This window comes from Phosphitispora sp. TUW77 (genome assembly GCF_048453025.1).
In the GTDB taxonomy this organism is placed as follows: domain Bacteria; phylum Bacillota; class Thermincolia; order Thermincolales; family UBA2595; genus Phosphitispora.
Window position 1 is genome coordinate 2,289,267 of sequence record NZ_CP156677.1, and the last position, 24,115, is coordinate 2,313,381.

General features: G+C 42.8%; 25 protein-coding genes. 1 reads left to right on the forward strand and 24 read right to left on the reverse strand.

Features of this window, described 5'->3' with window-relative positions:
• Positions 1-136: 136 nt before the first annotated feature.
• The 15 genes from nadD to ABFY19_RS11195 all read right to left on the reverse strand — a co-directional run bounded on the left by nadD (position 137) and on the right by ABFY19_RS11195 (position 12,630).
• Complete coding sequence (nadD, locus tag ABFY19_RS11125; protein WP_418790720.1) at positions 137-793, reverse strand: nicotinate-nucleotide adenylyltransferase; 657 nt, start codon at positions 791-793, stop codon at positions 137-139.
• Positions 794-804: 11 nt separating this feature from the next.
• Entirely contained in the window at positions 805-2,061 is a 1,257-nt protein-coding gene (locus ABFY19_RS11130; RefSeq protein ID WP_418790721.1) for a glutamate-5-semialdehyde dehydrogenase, read from the reverse strand.
• 11 nt (positions 2,062-2,072) lie between these two features.
• Positions 2,073-3,209, reverse strand: coding sequence for a glutamate 5-kinase (gene proB, locus ABFY19_RS11135; protein ID WP_418790722.1), 1,137 nt, complete (start codon positions 3,207-3,209; stop codon positions 2,073-2,075).
• A 14-nt stretch (positions 3,210-3,223) separates the two neighbouring features.
• A complete protein-coding gene (yhbY, locus tag ABFY19_RS11140; protein WP_418790723.1) occupies positions 3,224-3,532 on the reverse strand; it encodes a ribosome assembly RNA-binding protein YhbY in 309 nt (102 codons plus the stop codon).
• Between the two features lie 110 nt (positions 3,533-3,642).
• Positions 3,643-4,911, reverse strand: coding sequence for a GTPase ObgE (obgE, locus tag ABFY19_RS11145; protein ID WP_418790724.1), 1,269 nt, complete (start codon positions 4,909-4,911; stop codon positions 3,643-3,645).
• Positions 4,912-4,931: 20 nt separating this feature from the next.
• Positions 4,932-5,465, reverse strand: coding sequence for a Spo0B domain-containing protein (locus ABFY19_RS11150; RefSeq protein ID WP_418792594.1), 534 nt, complete (start codon positions 5,463-5,465; stop codon positions 4,932-4,934).
• 138 nt (positions 5,466-5,603) lie between these two features.
• Entirely contained in the window at positions 5,604-5,834 is a 231-nt protein-coding gene (locus tag ABFY19_RS11155) for a hypothetical protein (protein ID WP_418790725.1), read from the reverse strand.
• A 365-nt stretch (positions 5,835-6,199) separates the two neighbouring features.
• Complete coding sequence (locus ABFY19_RS11160; RefSeq protein WP_418790727.1) at positions 6,200-7,435, reverse strand: Ger(x)C family spore germination protein; 1,236 nt, start codon at positions 7,433-7,435, stop codon at positions 6,200-6,202.
• 6 nt (positions 7,436-7,441) lie between these two features.
• Complete coding sequence (locus tag ABFY19_RS11165; protein ID WP_418790728.1) at positions 7,442-8,494, reverse strand: GerAB/ArcD/ProY family transporter; 1,053 nt, start codon at positions 8,492-8,494, stop codon at positions 7,442-7,444.
• 10 nt (positions 8,495-8,504) lie between these two features.
• Positions 8,505-9,563 carry a GerAB/ArcD/ProY family transporter gene (locus tag ABFY19_RS11170; protein WP_418790729.1) on the reverse strand — a complete coding sequence of 353 codons (1,059 nt, stop codon included), beginning with the start codon at positions 9,561-9,563 and terminating at the stop codon, positions 8,505-8,507.
• Positions 9,560-11,173, reverse strand: a complete 1,614-nt coding sequence (locus ABFY19_RS11175; RefSeq protein ID WP_418790730.1) for a spore germination protein — start codon at positions 11,171-11,173, stop codon at positions 9,560-9,562. Before ABFY19_RS11175 ends, ABFY19_RS11170 begins: the two co-directional genes overlap by 4 nt.
• 121 nt (positions 11,174-11,294) lie before the next feature.
• Positions 11,295-11,591 carry a 50S ribosomal protein L27 gene (gene rpmA / locus ABFY19_RS11180; RefSeq protein ID WP_418790731.1) on the reverse strand — a complete coding sequence of 99 codons (297 nt, stop codon included), beginning with the start codon at positions 11,589-11,591 and terminating at the stop codon, positions 11,295-11,297.
• A complete protein-coding gene (locus tag ABFY19_RS11185; protein ID WP_418790732.1) occupies positions 11,588-11,926 on the reverse strand; it encodes a ribosomal-processing cysteine protease Prp in 339 nt (112 codons plus the stop codon). Before ABFY19_RS11185 ends, rpmA begins: the two co-directional genes overlap by 4 nt.
• Positions 11,927-11,936: 10 nt before the next feature.
• Positions 11,937-12,248: a 50S ribosomal protein L21 gene (gene rplU / locus ABFY19_RS11190; protein ID WP_418790733.1), complete on the reverse strand. Its 312-nt coding sequence runs from the start codon at positions 12,246-12,248 to the stop codon at positions 11,937-11,939.
• A gap of 190 nt (positions 12,249-12,438) precedes the next feature.
• Positions 12,439-12,630, reverse strand: coding sequence for a TRAM domain-containing protein (locus tag ABFY19_RS11195; RefSeq protein ID WP_418790734.1), 192 nt, complete (start codon positions 12,628-12,630; stop codon positions 12,439-12,441).
• Between the two features lie 154 nt (positions 12,631-12,784).
• Here ABFY19_RS11195 and ABFY19_RS11200 point away from each other — a divergent pair, with 154 nt between their 5' ends.
• On the forward strand, positions 12,785-14,518 hold the full coding sequence (locus ABFY19_RS11200; protein WP_418790735.1) for an IS1634 family transposase: 1,734 nt from the start codon (positions 12,785-12,787) through the stop codon (positions 14,516-14,518).
• A gap of 142 nt (positions 14,519-14,660) precedes the next feature.
• On the opposite strand, the gene ABFY19_RS11205 is transcribed toward ABFY19_RS11200, so the two are convergent.
• The 9 genes from ABFY19_RS11205 to minC form a co-directional block, all read right to left on the reverse strand.
• Positions 14,661-16,352: an Rne/Rng family ribonuclease gene (locus ABFY19_RS11205; protein ID WP_418790736.1), complete on the reverse strand. Its 1,692-nt coding sequence runs from the start codon at positions 16,350-16,352 to the stop codon at positions 14,661-14,663.
• A 19-nt stretch (positions 16,353-16,371) separates the two neighbouring features.
• A complete protein-coding gene (locus ABFY19_RS11210; protein ID WP_418790737.1) occupies positions 16,372-17,070 on the reverse strand; it encodes a TIGR03936 family radical SAM-associated protein in 699 nt (232 codons plus the stop codon).
• Positions 17,057-18,931: a TIGR03960 family B12-binding radical SAM protein gene (locus tag ABFY19_RS11215; protein ID WP_418790738.1), complete on the reverse strand. Its 1,875-nt coding sequence runs from the start codon at positions 18,929-18,931 to the stop codon at positions 17,057-17,059. The genes ABFY19_RS11210 and ABFY19_RS11215 overlap by 14 nt, the downstream gene beginning before the upstream one ends.
• Before the next feature lie 110 nt (positions 18,932-19,041).
• On the reverse strand, positions 19,042-19,926 hold the full coding sequence (locus tag ABFY19_RS11220) for a M50 family metallopeptidase (RefSeq protein ID WP_418790739.1): 885 nt from the start codon (positions 19,924-19,926) through the stop codon (positions 19,042-19,044).
• Positions 19,927-19,939: 13 nt separating this feature from the next.
• The gene (locus tag ABFY19_RS11225; RefSeq protein WP_418790740.1) at positions 19,940-20,701 is read right to left on the reverse strand and encodes a M23 family metallopeptidase; all 762 of its coding nucleotides are present in this window, start codon (positions 20,699-20,701) and stop codon (positions 19,940-19,942) included.
• Positions 20,702-20,857: 156 nt separating this feature from the next.
• A complete protein-coding gene (rodA, locus tag ABFY19_RS11230; protein ID WP_418790741.1) occupies positions 20,858-21,994 on the reverse strand; it encodes a rod shape-determining protein RodA in 1,137 nt (378 codons plus the stop codon).
• A gap of 139 nt (positions 21,995-22,133) precedes the next feature.
• Positions 22,134-22,421, reverse strand: coding sequence for a cell division topological specificity factor MinE (gene minE, locus ABFY19_RS11235; RefSeq protein WP_418790742.1), 288 nt, complete (start codon positions 22,419-22,421; stop codon positions 22,134-22,136).
• 27 nt (positions 22,422-22,448) lie between these two features.
• On the reverse strand, positions 22,449-23,243 hold the full coding sequence (gene minD, locus ABFY19_RS11240; protein WP_418790743.1) for a septum site-determining protein MinD: 795 nt from the start codon (positions 23,241-23,243) through the stop codon (positions 22,449-22,451).
• Between the two features lie 24 nt (positions 23,244-23,267).
• Positions 23,268-23,678 carry a septum site-determining protein MinC gene (minC, locus tag ABFY19_RS11245; RefSeq protein ID WP_418792595.1) on the reverse strand — a complete coding sequence of 137 codons (411 nt, stop codon included), beginning with the start codon at positions 23,676-23,678 and terminating at the stop codon, positions 23,268-23,270.
• Positions 23,679-24,115 lie beyond the last annotated feature (437 nt).

Genomic DNA, 24,115 nt, shown 5'->3' on the forward strand with positions numbered 1-24,115 from the left:
TCTGGAATGAAATGCTGTAATGCGGGAACCTAGTTACCTGGAACTATTTTGTTGGGTCTAATCTAGTAAGTATTATGTTCAATTGAGTCCTTTCTATTCAATATTAAGTTTGGGAATAATTATCACTTTATTTTATTCATTCAAACTCTTCTCCTTCAGGAAAATATAGCCCATTTTCATTAATATACCCCTCTACTTCAGGCGGTACAAGGTATTTAATGGGCTCTCCGCACAGGACCCGCCGGCGGATATCAGTTGAAGATATAAGAATGCCGCCGGTTTCATTGAAATGAATCCTGTCTCTCTGTGGCTTTGTAAGCTTGGTTAAAACCCGGTCCATTTCTTTGAATGAGTACCCCGGCCTGGTAATTGCAATAAATTCACATAATTCAAATACCCTGACAACATTTTTCCAGGTCAGTATTTCAAGGATTGCATCAGCACCTGTGATAAAAAAAATCTGATCTCCTATACCTTCTCTATGAAGCTCCTCAAGGGTATCAACGGTATATGTCGGTCCGGAACGCCGCACCTCAACTTCCGACATATCAAAGTTAGGGTTGGACCGGATAGCCAAAGCGGTCATCTCCATACGCCTGGCAGAACTGGTAATACTTTTCCTGCTCTTGTGTACCGGATTCCCGGCTGGAACAAAAATCACCTTTTCCAGACCAAACCTATGCCTGGAACACTCAGCAATATGCAGATGTCCATAATGTATCGGATCAAAGGTCCCACCCATAATACCGATTTTCTTCCAATTGGCAGTAGCCGGAACAACCATCCCAAACATTTTCCTTTCTTCTATTTCCTTATATGACCATCTCCGTAAACAATAAACTTGTAAGTAGTCAGTTCGGTCAGCCCCATCGGTCCCCTGGCATGTAGCTTCTGGGTACTGATACCGATTTCAGCCCCAAACCCATACTGGAAACCGTCTGTAAACCTAGTGGAAGCATTAACGTTAACTGCAGCCGCATCAACCTCCTGAACAAACCGGCGGGCCTTGTTATAATTGGTGGTTACTATTGCCTCAGTATGCCTGGTACCATACTTATAGATATGATCCATGGCGGCCTCAATGCCAGGGACAATCTTGACAGCCATAATAAGGTCAAGGTATTCCGTATAAAAATCTTCTTCATTAGCTTCATTTACCCAATTCACCAATTCCTTGACAGCGGAACATCCCCTGATTTCCACTCCATATTCCTGTTTCAGGGTTTCCAGCAGGTCAGGGAGCAAGTTTTCAGCAACATCCTGATGTACCAGCAGTGTTTCCATGGCATTACATACCCCAGGACGCTGAGTCTTGGAATTTATTACAATATTTTTTGCCATCTGCAGGTCTGCCTGATTATCAACATAAACATGGCAATTACCCACCCCAGTCTCAATAACTGGTACCGTAGCATTTTTTACAACTGTCTGAATAAGGCCCGAACCGCCTCTGGGAATTAGTATATCTATATATTCATTAAGTTTCAGAAGTATATCAACAGCCTCCCTGTCGGTTGTCTCAATCAATCCAATAGCGCCCTCGGGGATCCCTGCTCTGACAGCTGCTTTTGAAATAATCCCTGTGATGGCCTTATTGGAATTAATGGCTTCAGAACCACCCCTGAGAATAACGGCATTCCCAGTCTTCAGGCAAAGCCCCACAGCATCAACCGTAACATTGGGCCTAGCCTCATAAATAATCCCAATAACCCCTACAGGGACCCTCATCTTACCAACCTGCATGCCATTCGGCCGATTCCACATGGATATGACCTCACCTACAGGGTCAGGAAGCATGGCAATTTCCTTTAAACCTGCAGCCATTTCATTAATCCGGTTTTCTGTCAACAGCAGGCGGTCCAGCAGCGCTGCCGACAATCCCTTCTCCCTGCCTTTGGTCATATCAATTTTATTGGCTGCAACTATTTCATCAGCCCGGTCGATAAGCTCTTCAGCCATTACCAGGAGAGCCTGATTTTTGACAGCAGTAGACAGCGACCCCAGTAACCTGGCCGCTTGCTTTGCCTGTGCCGCTTTACCGGTAACTTCTCCCCTTATCATTTAATCTCCCCCTAAATATTTAATGCAAAGTTGTCTCTATGAATTACTTCATCAAAGTCTTTGTACCCAAGTATTTTAGGAATCTCCCCGGTCTTTTTACCTTTTATGCTGTCTAATTCTAAAGACGAATAATTGACAATTCCCCTGCCAATTTCCTTCCCTTCATAAAATACGCTGACAGTATTTCCAATTTCAAAAGTGCCCGCAACACTGACAATACCCGATGGAAGCAGACTTTTCCCGTCTTCCGCCAAGGCCTTCCTGGCTCCGCTGTCAATCAGGATTGTTCCCTGAACATTAGAACCAAAAGCAATCCATCGTTTTTTTGAATGAAGCCTGTTTTCCCTAGGCATAAACAGAGTTCCGAGTTGTTCCCCATCAACTATTCTTCTCACTATCCTATTCTCGCTCCCCTGGGCAATAATCATGGGAAACCCGGAATTCATTGCCACCTTTGCCGCCTGCAGCTTGGTAACCATTCCCCCGGTCCCCAGCTTTGAACCACTGCCTCCGGCAATATGTTCAATGTCCTCGTTTATCTCGGTAACAAGAGGAATCAGGGTAGCATCTTTATCAGTTGCGGGATTGCCGGTATATAAACCGGCAATATCTGATAAAATAATAAGAAGTTCTGCTTCTATCAAACTGGCAACTAATGCAGATAAAGCATCATTATCACCAAAGCGGATTTCTTCAACTGCAATAGTATCATTTTCATTAATAATAGGGATTGTCTCCATTCCCAGAAGGGCATTCAGGGTATTTCGGGCATTCAGGAACCTTTTCCGGTCCATAATATCCTCCCTTGTAAGCAGCACCTGAGCAACTGTTATCCCATACTCCGAAAACAGCTTTTCATACATGTGCATTAAGAGACCCTGACCAATAGCGGCAGCAGCCTGTTTCTCAGGTATTGTCTTCGGCCTCCGCGACAAACCCATCTTACCCATGCCGGCTCCTTGAGCCCCCGATGATACCAAAATCACTTCAATACCCCTGTTCTGCAAATCAGCCAGGTCCCTTGCCAAAAGCTCCATCTGCGTAATGTTCAGCCTCCCGTTGGGATAGCTCAAGGTACTGGAACCAACCTTGACCACAATACGTTTTATCTTTTTAAAGTTCCGTATATCATTTAAATCTAAAGCCAATTGTCTTCCCCCCGTTACGGCAACTTTATCTTGGGGTTTTCGGATGATGTCCTGTATATAAGAAACGTATGTCCAATAACCTGGACCAATGCCGCTCCTGTTTCCCGTGACAGAACCCCGGCCACCTGTTTAGTATCTTCAAGACAATTATTGAGCACCCTTGCCTTAACCAGTTCCCGGGCTTCCAGGGCATCATCCGCCTGCTTTATAACTCCAGGTACAACGCCTCCCTTACCAATCTGGATTACCGGGTCAATAGTGCTCCCCAACCCGCGAAGATAGCGTTTTTGTTTTCCTGTTAAGTCTGTTTCCTGCCTAGCCAAAATTGGGAACCTCCTCTGCAATTAACTGTTAAGCATTACTTATCTGAACTGTCAAGCCATATTATATCATGTTTGATATTTGGCTGCCATACTGTATCTGACAACAAAGTCTAATCCCTGAATTGAAATTCCAGATTGCCTATTCTGACGGTATCACCATCTTTAGCTCCGAGCCGCCTCAGCTCATCATCAACCCCCATTGCCTTAAGTATACGCAGAAAACGCTTTATAGTCTCCTCATTGCCAAAGTCTGTCATGGCATAATGCCTTTCAACTTCAGGCCCGCTCACAACAAAAAGGTCATTCTCCCTGTAAACACTAAACCTGGGCTCTGCCGAGACACGTGTTACCTTTTCCGGTATAGCTGCACCTTCCGGAGCGGCAAGAGCCTCTGAAAGTACCTCAGCGACCCTGTACAAAAGAGATTCAACCCCCTTACCTGTCACAGCGGAAATAGGGAAAATTTCAACCGCATCCCCCAACTCAGATTTGAAAATCTGATAGTTTTCAGCAGCACCGGGAAGGTCCATCTTATTAGCAGCAACAATCTGGGGCCTCTGAGCCAGACCAGGGTTATATGCCTCAAGTTCCCGATTAATGGTTCTAAAATCTGTTATGGGATCCCGACCATCTACTCCGGCCATATCAACAAGGTGAACCAACACCCTCGTGCGTTCCACATGACGCAAAAATTCATGTCCCAATCCCGCACCCTGATGAGCCCCTTCAATAAGCCCCGGAATGTCTGCAACTATAAAGCTATGACCATCAGGCATCCTGACAACACCAAGGTTAGGAACAAGGGTTGTAAAAGGATAATCCGCTATTTTGGGCTTGGCAGCAGAAATCCTTGATATAATTGTTGATTTGCCCGCATTTGGGAAACCAACTAATCCAACATCAGCAAGCAGCTTTAATTCCAGGTCAAGCCATCTTTCTTGTCCCGGTTCTCCCTTTTCAGCAATCCGCGGCGCCTTATTGGCAGCGCTGGCAAACCTAGCATTACCCCGGCCGCCCCGGCCGCCGGCGGCAACCACAACCTGTTGTCCGTGAACGGTCATATCGGCAAGCAATTCCCCGGATTCAGCGTCCCTGATAATGGTCCCTACCGGAACACTAATCTGCATATCACCGGCGCCGCGGCCGTGCATACCCTTGCCCTGACCATGTTCACCCCGGTCTGCTTTATAATGCCTCTGATAACGAAAATCCACCAGTGTCCTTAAACCCTCATCTGCATTAAGGACAACACTTCCCCCATTACCGCCGTCACCACCGCTAGGACCGCCCAGAGGAACATACTTTTCCCGGCGAAAAGCGACAACCCCGTTTCCGCCGTCTCCGCCTTTTACATAAACTTTTGCTTTATCATAAAACAATTTTATCACCTAATTATCAATTAATTTTTTGGTACCGTAAGAGTTATTACTGTTATCCCATTTGCCGAATTACCTGTCATTATATTACCCTGCACTCCAGCTGACTTTTCATTCATTAAGAGAACATCGGCAGCAACATCCTGCACGGAACAGAAACTAACCTGAAAAACATAGTCCCCGATTGTTTCGATTATTTCAAAATCAATGCTGCCAGCAAAACTTGGCCCTGTCTGACTGAGGCGGACTGCCAGGTCAAGCATTTCCCTGATTATCTCAGCAACTGTCATTTCGTTCTGTAAACCATTTTCGAGCATTGTGCCAATATTATTATTAATATGAATACCCTGCTTTTCGGCTGATACTTGAGCCAAGAGCACTACCGACACTATATTTGGTATCCCGAGACGCGTTAAGACCCCCGCCTGATCCATATCTGCAGCTACCTCTTTTATATAGTCACCTGCCCGGTCATACTTCTGTAACTGCAGTAAACCCAAAATGACCTGAAGGTGATTCATAAAATCATGCCTCTGGACCCTCAAAACTTCAATCATATCTTTCACTTTGGATAACCCCCGTATTTATTAGTTAACTCTTTTAAGGCTTGGCATCAGCCAAGCCTTTTCAATATTCTCGCCAATGTTTAATTTTTCCTGCTTCGGGCCAAAAATACACCACTGCAGTTTCCCGACTCAGCTTAGAATCTTTTTTAACATACCGGCAGTAAAATTGACCATCGCTTCAATACCCTTAGTAGGATTTGGAACAGGCAGCCCCAAAACATAAGCAAATGTCACTGCCATTGCACCCAGCATCAATATACCAAAAGCTGCCAGTTCCCGCCATTGACTGTTTTTCACCAATGTTGGCACTTCCAGAGCAATTATCCCCAGGAAAACAATAATCAATATAAAGATTGTCAACCTAAATTCCTCCTCCGGATTATTTTAAGTCTCTCGTAAATAGAATTTCCTCAATAATTAAGGCTTTGTGCCTTGGACTTTTTGTTTTTTCCTCCACAGTAGGCTCCGGAAATGACCGTGATATATGGTGAGGTGTTGTGCAAGATTTTCCTTGCACTGCCGCTGTAAGAAATCTTACCGAAGTTCCGCTAAGCGAAGCCAGAGACCGGAGCCATGGATGGCGAAGCCGCCATTGAGGCAGGAGCCGAATTGGCGGTTTAGTCTATGGCTTCGCCAGGAACAAGGTTAGATTGCTCCAGTGGCAGTGTGGAAAATTGGTACAATGCCTCATCATATTTCATCTCTGCTCATTTCCGAGAGCCTACTTATTTAAGCTCAAACGGATCTGCAATACCAGAAGTTGACCTTATCCTGGCATCTACTTTTATATTTATGGGCATCTCAGGGTATATCTCATACCAGTCCCGCTCCACCTTTTTCCAATAATCAGGATATTTTTGATGTACTATTCTGCCAAATGCGTAAATATCTGCCTTATATTTTTTTTGGGCTATATCAAGTGATTTTTGGGCCATTAATTTTATTTTTTGGTTGAGGTCACTGTTCAAGTGTTTGATAGTTTCCGGTTTGCTCAAAGGCAAATCCTGCTGACTATCCCCTATATCAACCTTGCTTTGAACCTCTACTATATCAGCATTGGCCTTAATCTCTACTTCTATCATCAACCGGCCATCCTTAAAAACAGGTGTAGTTTTACTGGATGAATTTGATATAATTGCTGAAATATTGAATTCCCTTCCACTTTCAGCTTTATGTTTAAATGTAATAATTGACCTTTGTATCCTATCAGCAAGGTAAAGAAATCCGGTTGTTTCCTCCACTCCCATAAACCCTACCAGTCTGCCTTTCTGAAAAACACCCACACCTTCCAGCATAACTGTTTTATCAGCCTCTTTTTCCTCACGTTTACTTCCTTTTACTTCACGCGGACTTATTATCCTTATAACCGGCAGCACCGAATCCCAGCCCGGAACCAGTATCCTTTTACTTAACCGCAAAAGGTCAACAGGAAAGGTATCTGAAGTATTTGTTATGGAATTGGTTATCATTTCAGATACTTCTTTTGAAAGTGTACTTTCAAATTCCGGCAATGATTTCATTACTTCAGCGGCTTCCCCACGACAGATGAAAATCCATGTTTGAGGCCTGATATCTTTCTGGCGCTGGAAAAAATCAAATACATCATCAAGCCCGCTGCGGGCGCTTTTTTCACCGATAATTATCATTTGGTTATGATAAAACTTCAAATTCCTAGGACTTCTGTCATATATTTTGCGCATGGCGTCATATAAAGTGCTGCCCACATCGCTAACCAGCCATTCCGGATTAACGTCCTTAGATACACTTGCGCTCTGGACCCCTAATTGGGAGGGTCTTATAATCAAGAGGCTCATCTTAGGCATTTCCTCCCCATTGAGAATCATTTCGTCAATCCCGATAGCTGTCACTAAGGCCAGGTCCTCAATTTCACTTCTGCTCCAACAGCCGGAATAGAAAAACATATTAAAAACGAGAATCAAGGCAATTACCTTTTTCTTCAATATTTTTTACCCCCATTTTTTCCGAATAAACGCTGCAACCAGCAGCGTCATTGGGATAATTAACTCAATAATATACATATATGGCACAACAGGTGCTGCCAAAAAAACAACCATTTCTGAGGTGTTTTCAAATATAACATAGGAATAAACCAAAATAAATATACCAATAGGATAAACCATGGGCCGGTAATCTTTAATATTCAGCCACTGAGCGGTCCCCAGCACTGCAGCCAGGTAAAACACCGCTAATCTAATTGTGTTTCCGGTTATCCAGATAAAAAAGACCAAAGGCTCCAACTGCTCCAGGTAACGGATCAAGCTTTTAGTAAGTATTGGTCCAAGTACACCTATATTTATAATCGCCGACAAGGTTAATAAAAATGCAATCACAAAAATACTAATTATTAAAACTCGCCCCGTCTCCCGAGGTTGGTTCATAAAAGGCACATACATTAGAATAACCACAATCTCCCCCCTCGATATACCAGGTATCAGTGAACCTATGAGTACAGGTTTAATCCCTTTTTCCAGTACAGGCAGAAAATTATAAAATCTTACTTCAGAATAAAAGTATATAGCTACAAATAAGAAAGCCCCAATAAAAAAAGGGAATATTAACTGGTTTATCCTGCAGAGGACTTCCATACCGTTATATACAGCGTAAGCAGCCAGCAGGACAATTATTAGGTTAAAAACCAGCAGCGGTGTCTCCGGGAGGAATGCACTTACCAGAAACTCCCCAAATTCCCTGACTATAATTGCAGAGAAATGCGTAAAAAACAGTATATATAAGAGTCCAATAAACTTACCGCCAATTTTGCCTATTAATTCAGGAGCATATTCCACCACAGATTTATCCGGATAATATACACTCAGGCGCATACAGATAAAAGCTACTAACAGCGCAATAAGGGTAGCCCCAAAAGCCACCGATATCCAGGTATCCTGAAATGCAAACGCAGCAGTTATGTTAGCAGCAAACAGGAAACCTGTAGCTGAAATAATAGTAACCAAGAGAAATATCATCTGGGTGCTTGATACTTTCTCATTTATTTTCATTTGCCTCTCCTTATTTATGTCCCCTTTTTTTTCGAATAAATGCTATAGCCAGCAGTGCCATTGGAATAATTAATTCAAAAATATACATATATGGTATAGCAGGTTTGGCTAAAAAGGCGACCATTTCCGCGGAGTTTTCGAATAGGGCAAAGGAATAGACCAGAATAAATATACCAAGAGGAAAAATAACGGACCGGTAATCTTTAATATTTAACCATTGAGCAGCCCCCAGCACAGAAGCTAAGTAAAATACTGCCAACTTAATCGTCATTCCGACTATCCACATAAAAAACACCAAAGGCTGCAATTGCTCCAGGAAACGAACCATGTTTTTCGCTAGTAGTGGTCCTAATACAGCTATATTTACAGCCGCTGACAAGGTCAACAAAAGCCCAATCAAAATATCCGCGATTATCAAAGTTTTCAGTGTTTCCCGGGGTTGGTTCATAAAAGGTAAAAACATTAGGATTACTGCCATTTCTCCTCTCCACATGCCAGGTATTAATGAAGCAAAGAGTACTGGCTTAATCCCGTTTTCCAATACCGGCAGAAAGTTATAAAATCTTACTTCAGGATAGAAAAATAAAGCAACAAATATGAAAGCCCCAATAAAAAATGGGAATATTAACTGGTTTATCCTGCAGAGGACTTCCATACCGTTATATATAGCGTAAGCAGCCAGCAGGACAATTATTAGATTGAATACCACCAGCGGGGTTTCCGGCAGAAACAAGGTTACCAGAAAATCACCGAATTCCCTGACTATAATTGCACTCATATGCATAAAAGACAGTATATACAGAAGTCCAATTACCTTGCCGCCAATCTTGCCTATTAATTCCGGGGCATATTCCACTATAGAATTATCGGGATAGTATAAACCCAGGCCCGCACAAACAAAGGCTATCAAAAGCCCTATAAGGGTCGCCCCCAAACCCGCCGACATCCAGGCATCCTGTAATGCAATTGCGGAAGTTATGCTGACCGCATACAGAAAACCCGTAACCGCTATAGAGGTAACCATAAGAAACATCATCTGGGTGCTTGAAACTTTCTCATTTATTTTCATTTGCCTCTCCTTTCACCGGGACGCCGCCGGGGCGGTCTGGGTTTCTGCATATAATCCTGGCGTGCCGGTTCCTTGACACCGGTCATTCTTGGCCTGGTGAACATAGTCCACCAAGGCAAACGAATGAACATGTCCTTCCAATCCCTCCAAGACGTTGGTGCCAGTGGTGATAGATAAGGAACTCCAAAAGATCTAAGAGAACACAAATGAATTATCAAGGCCATCAGCCCCGCCACAACGCCAAAAAACCCTAAGGTAGCAGCCATAATCATCAGGGGAAACCTGAGGATGCGCAGGGAAAATGCCCCGAAATAAGACGGCAGGCTGAAAGATGCTATTGCTGTAATGGATACGATGATAACCATGGCAGGTGAAACCAGCCCTGCCGAAACCGCCGCATCCCCGATCACTAAAGCACCCACAATGCTTATCGCCTGACCGACAGCTTTTGGCAGGCGTACCCCTGCTTCCCGGAGCACCTCAAAAGTTGCCTCCATAAGCAGTGCCTCCACAAAGGCGGGAAACGGCACCCCCTCCCTAGCGGCTGCAATAGAAACCAAGAGCGTTAATGGGAGCATCTCCTGATGATAGGTGGTCACTGCGATATATAATGGCGGCGCCAACAGCGCTATACTCAAAGTGAAAAACCTGATAAACCGAATAAAACTGGCAAAAGGCCATCTCAGATAATAATCCTCACTGGCCTGAAGCATTTGTGGAAAAGTAATCGGAGCCAGCAGCGCAAAAGGGGTAGTATCAACCAGGATAACAACCTGTCCCTCCAATAGCCCCCCAGCAACCTTATCAGGTCGTTCTGTTGCGTGTAAAGTGGGGAACACACTCAACGGGGCATCCTCTATGTATTCCTCAATATATCCGCTGTCAAGTATCCCATCTATATCAATCCTCCGCAGCCGGATTCTTACTTCCTCAACTATCTTGCTGTTAACTATACCCTCAATATACCCAATACTAACCGCTGTTTTCGTAATAGCCCCAATTTTCATGGTCTCAAATTTCAGTCGGGATGACTTGATGCGCCTCCTTATCAAGGTATAATTAGTCTGCAGGCTTTCAGTAAAGCCCTCCCTGGGACCGCGAACAACGTTTTCCGTTGCCGGCTCGGAAACCGCTCTCTGCACCCAATCCTGGGTTGAAAGAGCAAAAGCCTTATTAACCCCGTCCACTAACAAGAGGGTTTCACCGCTCAATATTGAATTTACGGCATCCATTAAGTTATCCTGTACCTTAACTTCGGTAAAGGCAATTATTCTGCGGCTCAAATAATCGGCAGAGTCCTTGAAAGAAGTGGAACGATCAAGAAGATTTGCATCATACATAAGAGCTTTGACAAGGTCCTCTGTAAGCATCTCTTTATTAACAAGCCCGTCAATGTAGACCATGGCAGTTTTAACCCCACCACTAATGGCTGCATCAAACTCACGGAAAATAACATCTGTACACCTGTCAAATAGGTCTTTAAGGTGTGACATGTTTTTGTCAAGGTTAGCAGAAACGGGCTTCTTAAACTCACCATGTCCAATTGCCTGTGACTCATTACGAGGAGTGACAAAAACCTTTTTTAATTTTTTTTTCCATTTCCCGAACATTTTAATCACCTCAAGTTACTACACTTATTATCTCACTGAATATGGTCCTTATCCCGAAAAATGCACACAAAGTAAAAGACGCCTCATTTGAGGCGCCTTAAGCGACATTACTGCAACAATGTTATGATACAACAGCTTCTACCCTGCTGTACACACTGACCTGTTTCTTGTCTTTACCTTTTCTTTCAAACTTGACCACACCGTCAATTAATGCAAACAGTGTATCATCTCTTCCGATACCGACATTATTGCCGGGATGAATCTTAGTTCCGCGCTGGCGGACAATAATGTTCCCAGCAGTAACAACAGTCCCTTCGCCACGTTTCACACCTAAATATTGGGGATTTGAATCACGACCGTTACGGGAACTGCCTACCCCTTTTTTATGAGCAAACAATTGGAGATTAATATTAATCACGAGGTCCACCTCCTATTAAAAACTCTTATATATCCTTTATAGTTTCCTTGCAAATTCTTTAATCCCATAACCATCGTCTCTAAAATAGCCTGGGCCTGCAACTGCTCCTTTTTGCTCAATTCCTCCGGCAGCCTGCAGGTTAATGTGCCTAAACTATCAATATGATAGGACAGGCCTTCCTTGATAAAACGCATCAGGCCCAATAAGGTTGTTTGAGTCAACATAGAAACGGCAGCACACACTATATCCTCACCCGGAGGCAGGTATCCGGCATGCCCCTTAACAGTATAACCTCTTATTGTTCCATTTGAACGTTCTATAGAAACAATTATCATATCTTTAACCCTAGGACTGTATTTTTTCCACAGTTACCTTTGTATATGGCTGACGATGGCCTGTTTTACGACGATAGTTCTTCTTAGGCTTATACTTAAAAACAATAATTTTCTTGCCTTTGCCATGGCTTAAAACCTTCAATACGGCTTTAGCCCCATCAACAAAAGGAGTGCCTACTTTCAGGTCTTCTCCTTCACCTACTGCCAGCACATCGGTAATTTCTACGGTTTCGCCCTCTCCAGCTGAGAGTTTCTCAACAAAGAAGACATCCCCTTCCTTCACACGATACTGCTTGCCTCCTGTAGCAATAACGGCGTACATTAATACACCTCCCTCATCAATACTCGCCAGACCGGGCACGAATTTCTCGTTTTGGGCAGCAATAGCCACCCGCCCTTGCTGTGCGGTTTCAGCAGACTGAAGTATATAAAAATCCCCAGTCTCTGCCTACGTTAATATATTTTATAGTACCGTACCGTCTTTGTCAACCCTAATGACTTTGAGCCTTTTTTTACCTATCCACATTAATTATCTTGGCCTTGCAGTATGTCCGGTAAACTTTGGTTATCTCAACTGGTACCGTTTCCCCGATGAGGCAATTGCCCCCTTCAACATCCACAATAAAACCATTTACTCTGCCAATACCGTCATACATATTTGAAACGTGGGGTTCCTCAACCTTAACCTCAAGGCTTTGCCCCACTCTCAAAGGGCCCCCGATAGCTCGGGTCTTTGACAGTTGCAAAAGTAAAAATCTCCGAAAGCCTTGATACAGGCTTATTTTTTTATCTTTTTTCTTTTTTATATAGCGCACTTCCTCGCACTGTGTTATAATATAAGGGGAGGCGATGTCTATTATGAGACTGAAGGTAACCAAATCTAAGAATTCAGCTTCACTTTATGTAATTAAATCTGTCTATAACAGTAAAACTCAGTCAAATTCTTCCGTAATTGTTGAGAAGCTTGGAACCGAGGCAGAACTCAGAAAAAAATTAAATGGACAAGACCCTTATGAATGGGCAAAAAACTACATCGCTGAATTAAACCAAAAGGAAAAGGAACACAAACGAGATGTTATTGTTAAGTATTACCAATCCAAGTTGATTGATAGAGATAAACAACGTTCCTTTAACGGCGGTTATCTCTTCTTGCAACAACTTTATCATCAATTAGGTCTACACAGGATTTGCAAAGAAATCTCTAACAACTATAAGTTTACCTTTAATCTGGACTTTATTCTTTCAAGATTGATTTACGGCAGAATCTTATTCCCCTCGTCAAAACTTAATACCTATCAGGAATCAAAACGTTTATTGGAACAACCTAACTTCGAATTGCAGCATGTGTATAGAGCCTTAGAGGTAATTTCCAAAGAAATGGATTTTATACAATCTGAGCTTTACAAAAACAGCTTGTCTATTTCAAAGCGAAATGACCGTATTCTTTATTATGACTGCACAAATTACTTTTTTGAAATCGAACAGGAGGACGGTCTTAAACAATACGGTTTTGCCAAAGATCACAAACCAAACCCGATTGTTGAGATGGGCTTATTTATGGACGGAGATGGGATTCCTCTTGCTTTTAGTATTCATAGCGGCAATACCAATGAGCAAACGACCCTCAGACCTTTGGAAGAAAAAATCCTCAAAGACTTTGAACTATCAAAGTTTATTGTCTGCACAGATGCCGGACTTTCATCAACGGAAAATCGTAAATTCAACAATAAAAAAAACCGGGCATTCATTACAACCCAGTCTACCAAAAAGTTGAAAAAACATCTAAGAGAGTGGGCACTTGACCCTTCTGGATGGCGTCTTTCGGGCATCAACAAAACCTTTGACATTGGAATGCTCGCTCAGGATGAATTAACCTATGAAAAATACAAAGCCGAAACCTTTTTTAAGGAACGTTGGATTAAGGAAGATGGACTTGAGCAAAAACTTATTGTCACCTTTTCTTTAAAATATCGGGATTACCAGAGGCAGATAAGGAATAGACAGCTGGAACGTGCCATCAAACTAATTCAAACCAAGCCATCAGACATCAAGAAAAAAAGCCAAAATGACTTTAAACGTTTCATATCTCCCACCAACATTACAAATGATGGCGAAATAGCGGACAAAGTAATTTACAGCTTAAATGAACAAGCTATTGCTAATGAAGAAATGTTTGATGGATTTTATACAATATGCACAAACTTGGATGATGATGCTTCCACCATCACAAAGATCAATAACAGACGTTGGGAGATTGAAGAATCCTTTAGATTGATGAAAAGTGAGTTCAAAGCCAGACCTGTTTACTTAAGTAGAGATGACAGGATACAAGCACATTTCACTACCTGTTTTCTCGCATTGACCCTTTTTAGATATCTTGAAAAAAAACTTGGAGAACAATTTACGAGCCACAATATCATTACCGAATTAAGAGAAATGAACTTTTACTCGATTCCTGCCGAAGGCTATATACCTACCTATACCAGAACGGATTTTACAGATGCACTACATGAGGCATTCGGTTTTAGAACGGATTATCAAATTGTCAGTACAAAACTGATGAAAAAAATTTATAAAGACACTAAACTTTAAAAAAGTACGCACTTTTTCAAATATTAAAAAAGCTTGAAACGCCCTATTTATAAGGTGTTCCAAGCTTTTTGCGTCTCACAACTGTCAAAGACAGGATAGTACCGTACCGTCTTTGTCAACCCTAATGACTTTGAGCCTTTTTTTACCTATCCACATTAATTATCTTGGCCTTGCAGTATGTCCGGTAAACTTTGGTTATCTCAACTGGTACCGTTTCCCCGATGAGGCAATTGCCCCCTTCAACATCCACAATAAAACCATTTACTCTGCCAATACCGTCATACATATTTGAAACGTGGGGTTCCTCAACCTTAACCTCAAGGCTTTGCCCCACTCTCAAAGGGCCCCCGATAGCTTCAATTTCCGCCTGGGAGTACAGGGCACGGATGTTTATTTCTTCCTGGTGAGAGTGTTCACAGCCCCTAACAATAATATGTTTCCGTGTTTTTGCTTCCATCTCCCTGAGATTGACTCCGCTCCCGCCGATAAGCAGAGATGCGACCAAAGGGTGTACCTCAACCAGGATAGCTTCGGCACTGGTATGCTGGGCCAGTTTAAGAATCTGATTCTTAGCCCTTATACTGATGGTTTCCTCAGAAAACACCTTCCCTTTACCCTCACAATAAGGGCACTGTTTCAGCAGAACATTTTCCAGGCCTTGGCGGACCTTTTTCCTGGTCATTTCAACAAGTCCCAACTTGGTCAGCCCAAGTACATTAGTCTTGGTCTTATCCTTCCTAATCTCATCCTCAAGTTTTTGAAGAATCTGGTTTTGATGTTCCTGGCTATGCATATCAATAAAATCTATAATGATTATACCACCTATATTCCTCAGCCTGAGCTGCCTGGTAATCTCAGCACAAGCTTCAAGGTTAATCCTTAAAACAGTATCTGCCAGGTCTATACTGCCCACATATTTTCCTGTATTCACATCAATAGCTGTCAAAGCCTCGGTCCGGTCTATAACAATATATCCACCGCTTTTTAACCATACCCTTGGTTTAAGAATTTTTTCAATCTCTTCTTCTATGCCGTATTTTTCAAAAAGGTCTTCTTGCTCGTATAGGATGACCCTGTTTTTCAAATCCGGGGAAAAATAATCCATCAATTCCAACGCTTTCTCATATTCATAACGAGAATCTATAATCAGGTAATCTATATCCTCAGTAAAGAGATCTCTCAGTATCCTCTGAATAAGGTCCAAATCCTTATGTATCAGGTTTGGAACAGAACCGTGAAAAGCCCGGTTTTGAATTTTCTTCCAAAGCTTTGTAAGCATAGCAATATCTTGGTGAAAATTTTCTTCAGACAAACCCTCGGCAATTGTCCTCACAATCAGCCCCATCCCTGGGGGCTTAACTCTTTCCACAACAGAGCGGAGGCGTTCCCTTTCTTCTTCGTTTTCAATCCGCCGCGAAATGCCGACATAGTCAACAGTAGGCATAAGAACCAAAAACCTTCCCGGAAGGGTCATATGTGTAGTTACCCGGGCGCCTTTGGAGCCTATAGGTTCCTTAGCAATTTGAACCAAAATCTCTTGTCCTTCTTTAAGTACATCAACTATGTTCAGCTTAACCCCGGACTCAGCTTCATAACAGGAGGTTCCTGATGCTATTGCATCTTCAACATACAGGAAGGCATTCTTCTCCAATCCGATATCGACAAAAGCCGCCTGCATCCCAGGCAGGACATTTTCAACCCTCCCCTTATAAATATTGCCTACCAACCTTTGGTTAAGAGAACGCTCTATGTACATTTCAACTAAAACCTTATCTTCCATAACCGCCACCCTGGTTTCTTCCTCCCGGATATTTACCAGTATCTCCCTAAGCATAAATGTCACCTCCCTCTGTCTATATGATGTCCATTGGGGTTAGCAAATTACCATTGCTTTCCGTATAAAGGCCTACCCTGTTAATCTGCAACAGGTCGGCATCAATTCCATTTCCCAGGTAGTTCGCAAAAGTCCGGACTACCTCTTCGGGGCGAACATTACCTTCACTGCCGGTAACGGTCATTATTGAAAATTCTATTGTATCCCCGGTAAGCTCTCCTGTAAATCCCTTTATTCCCGGCAGAATATTCCGGGGTTGTGTCCCTTTCTTAGTCCGTTTCATTATCACCACTTCAGAAGAATCCATAAACCGTGATATCCCCTCTGTGATTGCCTCTGTATCAAGAAGAGCATTTCCGGGAACTAAAACCCTGTATTCCGCCCTGTTTACTATAGCCATCAGTGCAGGAGCATTATCAGGCACTATTTTTGCCCTGGAGATTCGAATTCCTGCCGGAAGAACCGCAGAAAGTGCAGACACAACTTTACTTTCAGGCATACTCTCCCTGAGTTCAAAATCAATATACTCCCTGTCACTGGTTATCCCTACTGCCAGTGCTGAAGCAAAATTCATTTTGGGGTGTGGATTAAATCCTTCTGAAAATGCAATGGGAATTTCTGCCCGGCGCATTGCCCTCTCAAATGCCTTAACCATATCAAGGTGTGACAGAAACTTGACCCGGTCCCCCTTTGAAAATTCCATTCTAATCCGGGGCATTATTTCTCGCCCCCTTCAGGTCAAGTGATGCCGGAAGGTTCTGGCATACCCCACAAACAGTACACTTTTCATGTCTGCAATCAGCAGTTATCTGCTCATTAAATGCCCTTTTGTACTCTGAAAGCAGAAATTCCCGGGTTACACCAGTATTAATATGGTCCCATGGCAAAACTTCATCCCGACCAAATTCCCTAATGTTATAAAACCCTGGATCCACATCCGTCTCCCGGAACGCCTGCTGCCAAGTATCATAGTTAAAGTGCTCATTCCAGCTGTCAAACTTACAACCAAGTTCCCATGCCCTCTCCAATACTGCTGCAACTCTGCGGCTCCCTCTGGAAAATACCGCTTCAAGCGTACTGAGACGGGCATCATGCCAATTGAAAACAATTTTGCGATGCTTTAACTTTCTGGCCAAATAGTGCTGTTTTTCCTGCAAAACCTCCATGCTGTCCTGAGCCACCCATTGAAACGGAGTATGTGGTTTTGGTACAAATGATGAAGCGCTTACAGTAACCCTAAGTCTCCCGGCCCGGCTTCCCAGAATATCCCTGCCGCGTTCTACAACCTTAAAGGCCAGATCAGCAATACCATCAAGGTCCTCATAGGTTTCTGAAGGCAGGCCAATCATAAAATACAGCTTCACAGAAGTCCAGCCCGCTTCAAAAGCCCCTGTAACTGCTTCCATAAGGTTATCTTCCGTTACCCCTTTGTTGATAACATCACGCATACGCTGGGTCCCTGCCTCAGGAGCAAAAGTAAGAGTGGTCTTTCTAACCCGCTGAACTTCCTTTGCCAGGTCGACAGAAAAGGTATCGGCCCTTAACGAAGGCAGGGACACCCCTATCCTTTCAGAACCATACTTGTGCATCAAGGAAGCCAAGACACCCTGAACACAACTATAGTCACTTGTACTCAGGGAAGTTAAGGATATCTCATCATAGCCCGTATTTTTAACCAGGTGGTCAGCCTGAGACACTAATGTTTCCGGCCTTTTCTCCCTGACGGGCCGGTAAATCATTCCTGCCTGACAGAAACGACAGCCTCTGCTGCACCCCCTGAGTACCTCAAGCATAATCCGGTCATGAACTATCTCCATAAAAGGCACAATCGGCCTGGTGGGAAAATCCACTTTATCCAAGTCCCTAACCACTCTCTTGGTTACTCTAGGAGGAGCGAAAGACACTTGAGGGACCACCTCTTTGATGGTCCCGTCATTATGATAACTAACTTCATAAAACTCAGGGACATATACTCCCGGTATACCAGCCAGCTCTTTAAGAAGGTCTATCCTTTTGCGCTGCTGGCAACTCTGTTTCCATTTCTTGATTATCCCGATAATATCATGAATGGCCTCCTCACCTTCCCCTAATAGGAAGGCATCAACAAACGGTGCCAGAGGTTCCGGATTATAAGCGGTAGGTCCTCCGGCCAAAACAAGCGGCCACCTGTCATCCCTCTTTGCCGCCCTCAGGGGGATTCCCGCCATGTCCAGCATATTCAGCAAATTAGTATAACTCATCTCATACTGCAGGGTAAAAGCAATTACATCAAAGTCTGCGAGAGGGCTGACAGACTCCAGAGAAAATAACCGCAGATTATCCTGCCTTAACTGCTCCTCCATATCCACCCATGGCGCAAAAACCCGCTCCATCAAAGTATCTTCCCTATTATTGACAATGTGATATAATATTCGCAGCCCCAGATGGGACATTCCAACTTCATAGACATCAGGAAAAGCAAAAACCATCCTTACAAGGGCATCGTTCCAATCCTTGTGTACAGAATTCCATTCATTCCCCTGATACCGTGCCGGTTTCTGCACCTTAGGCAAAATCCTGTTTTCAATTAATTGTTTCATCTGACGGTATCCTCCAAGTTATTGATAGCTAACTGCGATTAAGTCTGACTTTCTATTTATTATATCCAACAGAAGGTATTTATCATTTCTACAACTGAAAACAAATTCCTTTATTTTTTCTTTTGAACCACTAATCTGAGAGAGGTTTCCGGCCCATTCCGGACCATTTCATCTATAATCTCACCCTCGGTAAAAATCCCCTTAACCAGGTGATCTTTTCCAATAACAACTACTAAGTGGTATTTTCTGGGAACGAAATTTTTTACCACATCTTTGAGAAGAGATGTTTCCAGTACAGCCACCTGACGAACCAGAAGTATGCCTTCTCGAAAAAGTTCCTCTTTTTTGCGCGATAGAAATTTCATGAAAACGAACATAACCGACCCCTTTGCTTTTGATGCCGAATAAATTAGAAAGAATGATATAATCAAGCAGCTAACATCCTGTCCACCACTTTTAAACCAAATATAGGCTCCTGCTGCTGCCATAATTGCACCCAATGCCTGAGATAAGGCTGCAGCATTTTCAGTGGCCCTTTTTACCCCACAGCGCAATGAAAGAAATGCCCGCAAAACCCTTCCTCCATCCAACGGAAATGCGGGCAGCAGGTTAAAAGCCCCCAGCATTATGTTCCACTGAATGAAAAATCCCAGCCAATGCCGGTTTCCTATCCCCATCCTATATAGCATGTAACCTAGAAATACTAAAAAAGCATTAGTCAACGGTCCTGCTGCAGCTACATAAGCTTCAATAACAGGCTCTGATTCAATGTTTCCCTCAAGCCTGGCAACTCCCCCAAACGGAAGAAGTTCTATTTCTTTTGTCCTGATTCCATAGCCGGCTGCTACTACTACATGGCCCATCTCATGCAGGAATACTATACTGAAAATCATCAGAGCCTGCCCCAAAACTCCAAAATACCAATAAACAATAAATAAAAGAATAAAAAAAATGTTCAGTTTAAAATCCACTCCAAAAACAGTTAAGAGCCTCATACATTTACGATTATCATGAATTCAGACTGCCGCCCGTTTGCAGGATGCTCAGGGGGTCAACCGGCCGGCCATTGATAATCACTTCAAAATGGAGATGGGGCTCACCCTCACCCTCGATTCCTGTTTTAGCAATGATATCACCGGCATTTACAACCTGCCCAGCACTTACCATGGTTTCAGAGAGATTGGCATACCGGACGAGTTCCCCTGAATTACTTTTTACCAAGATAAATTTTCCAAGGGCGGCACTTTCTGATATCCTCTCGACCGTTCCAGCGTCAGCGGCCTTCACTTCTGTCCCTGCAGGAACCCCGATATCTATTCCCTCGTGGAATACCTGAGCATTTTCCTCACCTTCACTTACCCAGCCATATTCTTGAATAACGTTCCCTGATACCGGCAACAGTAACTGTTTATCCATATTTTGCGTTACTGCTCGGGTAGGAGCTGAGATATCATCAATTAGCGGCCATTCCAAATTACCTACATGAGAAGCTAGTTGAATCACCCTATAAAAAACGGGCTGTATATCAGTTTCATACGTAAGCAAGTATCGGATGCCATTTTTAATCACTCCGGTAAAAGGTATCTCACTCCTGAATAATCCGAATACTAATAAACAAACGGCCCCTGAGACAAAAAGCTGCAAGACCCATTTTGGAATCCTGAATTTCTGTCTCCCAAAAACCTTTCCTGAGGCAGGCTTATAGTACTGGTTAATATAATCAGATTCTGAGCGTTCCCCCGGGCGTTTGCTGCCAATATTGATTTTCATTAACTTCCCCTCCGGCTGGCTTATTCTTACACTTATATATATTTATAGCCCCGCCAAAGTATGACAAGCAGTTGTCTTATCAATAGCAAATCAATTTAAAAAGTGACTGTCCCCTAAGTAGATGGGGCAGCCACTTTGCATTTTCCATTAAACATATCAAAAAGTGAGTACTTGCCGTCTCAGATAAACATTTAATAATATTCCGACACTAAGCATATTAGCAAGCATAGAGCTTCCCCCGTAACTGAAAAAAGGCAAAGGGATACCTGTTATAGGCATAATTCCTGCTGCCATGCCTATATTCACCAATAGATGAAAAACTATCATTGATACAATGCCGATTGCCAGCAGGGTACCAAGCATATCTTTTGATTTCATAGCTATCCAGATACCGCGGACAATAAATATATAAAACAGTGCCATCAATAACATAACACCGGCAAAACCCAGTTCCTCCCCAACTACCGAAAAGATAAAATCATTTTTTTGTTCGGGAAGAAAGTTAAGCCTGGTCTGTGTCCCCTGGTAAAGACCTTTCCCCCACATTCCTCCGGAACCAAGAGATACCATGGACTGGATAACGTGATAACCGGTATCCTTGGGATCCTTGTAGGGGTCCACAAAAATAGTGAGACGATCAAGCTGATACTGCTTCAGGGGTTTTTCAAAACCATAAACCAATTGAGCCGTTAGAACTCCACCCACCAGCAAAGTGCCAATTAATAACAGGATAATTAGATGTGCAGGCTTGGCACCGGCCATAAACATCATTCCAAAGTAAATACCTATAAAAACCAGCGCGGTTCCCAGGTCAGGCTGCAGAATAATCAATACCATCGGAAGACCAAAGAACAAGAATGTAGGAATCAGGTCACGAAACTTGTTCAATTTCCCTTCCTTACCTGCCAAATAAACCGCAAAAGTAATAATCATAGCAATTTTGGCAAACTCTGAAGGTTGGAGGTTAAAGGACCCAATCGAAACCCATGACTGAGCACCCTTATGTTCCTCACCAAAAAATTTTACATATAAGAGAAGCAAAATATTCAAGATATAAATAAACTTAGCATACTTGGTAAAGCGAGTATAGTCTATTTTAATAAGAATAGCGATTCCAACTAATCCCATAATAAAAGACAGAGCCTGTTTCTTTACATATATATTGGCATCCCCACCCCTGGCCATGGTAATATGGGTCGCACTGCTCAAAATAATCAATCCATAAAAAACAATCAAGATAATTGTAACGAGGAGAGTAAAATCGAAGTTTCTTACGGCTCTACGGTCAATCAATTAGTATTCCCCTCTTTCATTAAAACTTATTATTATTTTATATCAATTATCATTGTATAACATAAACCTTACTCAAATCCAGCCCCCTATCTGCTAAAAAAATTGGGCTTGTGCCCAATTTTTTATTGTCTAGCCAGTTTCAACCGATTTTTTCATTTCGTTTAGATGTTCTCTTCATCTTTAGGACAGGAATATTAGCAACCAGTGCCACTGTATTATTGGAGCTGTCCAGATTAACCTCAAGAGCGCTCTCATCAATTTCCATATAATTGGAAATGACCTTTATCAGGTCTTCCTTCAAATCTTCAATAAGCTGAGAAGACATATCTGCCCGATCATGAACCAGCACCAGGCGCAATCTTTCCTTAGCAACATTTTTACTTGCATTATTATCTTTTCCGAATACCCTTAATATAAAATCTAGCAATTCCCGTTCCCCCTCTCTCTATTCGGATTATTTAAATCCGATAAGCTTTTTGAGCTTGTTCATAAATCCGGTATCCCCTTCGAGATCCATTAAGGGTACATCCTCACCAGCTATCCTTCTTGCCATATTTCGATAGGCTAGTCCAGCACGGGAATTGTTTTCAAGAACAGCAGGTTCACCTTTGTTTGTACTAATTACAATCATTTCATCTTCCGGAACTACTCCCAATAGGTCAATGGCCAAGATGTCAATTATATCATCAATGCTCATCATATCCCCTCTTTTTACCATGAGAGGTCTAAGGCGGTTAACAATAAGTTTCGGATTGTGTAATTCAGCCGCTTCCAACAAGCCAATAATCCTATCAGCATCACGAACAGCTGATACTTCCGGGGTAGTTACAACAATAGCTCTCTCAGCACCGGCAATGGCGTTCTTAAAGCCCTGTTCTATCCCGGCAGGACAGTCAATAATTACATAATCGAATTCCTTTTTCAATTGGGAACAGAGTTCACGAAGCTGATCAGGGGTCACCGCGGTCTTATCCTTGGTCTGAGCGGCGGGCAAAAGGTGCAGGCTTTCAAACCGCTTATCCTTAATCAGGGCCTGTTTTAACCTGCAGTTCCCGTGTGTCACATCAACAATATCATATACTATCCTGTTTTCAAGACCTAAAACAACATCCAGGTTCCGCAAACCTATATCTGTATCCACCAGAACAACCTTATAACCAGTAGCGGCCAGTCCTGTTCCGATATTAGCCGTAGTGGTGGTTTTACCAACCCCTCCTTTTCCAGAGGTTATTACAATCACTTCTCCCATGTTTGGTCCTCCTCTACCTAATATTTAACCTATTTTGGTTTGCTTATCCTGCCCCATCTGATATGCTTCAATCACCACAACACCATCTTTAATCCTAGCTATTTCCGGATACTCCGGTGTTAAATAATCACCGTCAGGTGCTCTGGTAATATGATTTGCAATCCGCAGCTGAGTGGGCTGAAGCTTAAATGCCGCAACAGTTGCCCTTTTATTCCCCAATGCCCCGGCATGAACCACGCCACGCAAAGCGCCCATGACCACAATATTTCCTGAAGCTACTATTTCTGAACCCGGATTAACATCACCCATCACAACAACATTGCCGTCAAACCGTATACTTTGACCGGACCTTACAGTTCTTTGTATCAGAATTGTGTTGTCATCTGCAGGAGCCTCCTGCAATGAACCCTTTTCAATGACTTTGGATTCTATTATCTGCTGGTCATCAAGCCCGGTATCATTGGCATGAATCTCGTCTGCTTCAGGATTTGCTGCATCTGAAGGAAATTCTTCATTTTGATCCTGAGGCAGTTTCCGCTCAGCCTTTTTCGGCTTCTGTTTGTCTTTTTTGACCTCCTGTCTTTTAACGTTTTCCTGCTCCTTACTATTATCCGGTTCCGAATTTGCAGATTCCAACCTGATATCGGAATCATTAACTACACTAGCTTCGTTTGCTTCGTTTGCTTCGGTTATTTCGTTTGCTTCGGTTATTTCGTTTGCTTCGTTTTTAAAAAACAATTTCTTACTTTTAGAACTTTTAGTCTTCTTCAATTTGGTTCTCCTCCTGAGTTAAAAAAACTCAAAATATCCTGAATCATTGCAGATTTAAATTCTACAAAAGGTAGTCAAATCCTTCTGAATGAACAAAAAAA

Coding starts and splice junctions, on each gene's coding strand:
- nadD (WP_418790720.1), bottom strand. CDS start 793: ATGTTTGGGATGGTTGTTCCGGCTACTGCCAATTGGAAGAAAATCGGT.
- ABFY19_RS11130 (WP_418790721.1), bottom strand. CDS start 2,061: ATGATAAGGGGAGAAGTTACCGGTAAAGCGGCACAGGCAAAGCAAGCG.
- ABFY19_RS11150 (WP_418792594.1), bottom strand. CDS start 5,465: ATGATTGAAGTTTTGAGGGTCCAGAGGCATGATTTTATGAATCACCTT.
- ABFY19_RS11165 (WP_418790728.1), bottom strand. CDS start 8,494: ATGAAAATAAATGAGAAAGTATCAAGCACCCAGATGATATTTCTCTTG.
- ABFY19_RS11170 (WP_418790729.1), bottom strand. CDS start 9,563: ATGAAAATAAATGAGAAAGTTTCAAGCACCCAGATGATGTTTCTTATG.
- ABFY19_RS11175 (WP_418790730.1), bottom strand. CDS start 11,173: ATGTTCGGGAAATGGAAAAAAAAATTAAAAAAGGTTTTTGTCACTCCT.
- ABFY19_RS11185 (WP_418790732.1), bottom strand. CDS start 11,926: ATGATAATTGTTTCTATAGAACGTTCAAATGGAACAATAAGAGGTTAT.
- rplU (WP_418790733.1), bottom strand. CDS start 12,248: ATGTACGCCGTTATTGCTACAGGAGGCAAGCAGTATCGTGTGAAGGAA.
- ABFY19_RS11200 (WP_418790735.1), top strand. CDS start 12,785: ATGAGACTGAAGGTAACCAAATCTAAGAATTCAGCTTCACTTTATGTA.
- ABFY19_RS11205 (WP_418790736.1), bottom strand. CDS start 16,352: ATGCTTAGGGAGATACTGGTAAATATCCGGGAGGAAGAAACCAGGGTG.
- ABFY19_RS11210 (WP_418790737.1), bottom strand. CDS start 17,070: ATGCCCCGGATTAGAATGGAATTTTCAAAGGGGGACCGGGTCAAGTTT.
- ABFY19_RS11215 (WP_418790738.1), bottom strand. CDS start 18,931: ATGAAACAATTAATTGAAAACAGGATTTTGCCTAAGGTGCAGAAACCG.
- ABFY19_RS11220 (WP_418790739.1), bottom strand. CDS start 19,926: ATGAGGCTCTTAACTGTTTTTGGAGTGGATTTTAAACTGAACATTTTT.
- ABFY19_RS11225 (WP_418790740.1), bottom strand. CDS start 20,701: ATGAAAATCAATATTGGCAGCAAACGCCCGGGGGAACGCTCAGAATCT.
- minD (WP_418790743.1), bottom strand. CDS start 23,243: ATGGGAGAAGTGATTGTAATAACCTCTGGAAAAGGAGGGGTTGGTAAA.